Origin of the sequence: Mesorhizobium sp. M8A.F.Ca.ET.161.01.1.1 (genome assembly GCF_004792105.1) — a bacterium.
Lineage (GTDB): Bacteria > Pseudomonadota > Alphaproteobacteria > Rhizobiales > Rhizobiaceae > Mesorhizobium.
This window is the reverse complement of the sequence record NZ_SRTD01000338.1, coordinates 1-317: the sequence shown is the minus strand read 5'-3', so window position 1 is coordinate 317 and position 317 is coordinate 1. Positions and strand designations below refer to the sequence as shown.

Below are 317 nucleotides of genomic sequence, written 5' to 3'. Positions count from 1 at the left end.
CGCAAGGCATGCGCGTATGGCCGTGTTGCGCCTGAAACCGGAAAGAGTCAAGCGCCCGATTGTGAATTTTCCGTAAGCTTCGAAAGGGCCGGGTCAAGCCGCCTTTTGACGCCGCTCTACGGTGACGGAGACAAGAAAAACGCCAAGCCCGAGAAGGGAAAGAACGGCGCCCACATAACCCGTCGAGGCGTAACCGAAGCCCATGGCGATGACGAGGCCGCCGAGCCAGGCGCCAAGCGCATTGGCGATGTTGAAGGCGGAATGGTTCGAGGCGGCAGCCAGCGTCTGCGCATCCTGCGCCACATCCATCAGCCGCG

At 61.8% G+C, this 317-nt stretch carries 1 pseudogene; it reads right to left on the bottom strand.

Annotation, left to right across the window (positions count from 1 at the left end):
• Positions 1-93 precede the first annotated feature (93 nt).
• Positions 94-317: pseudogene (locus EN804_RS35970) on the bottom strand (MFS transporter); the annotation flags it as partial.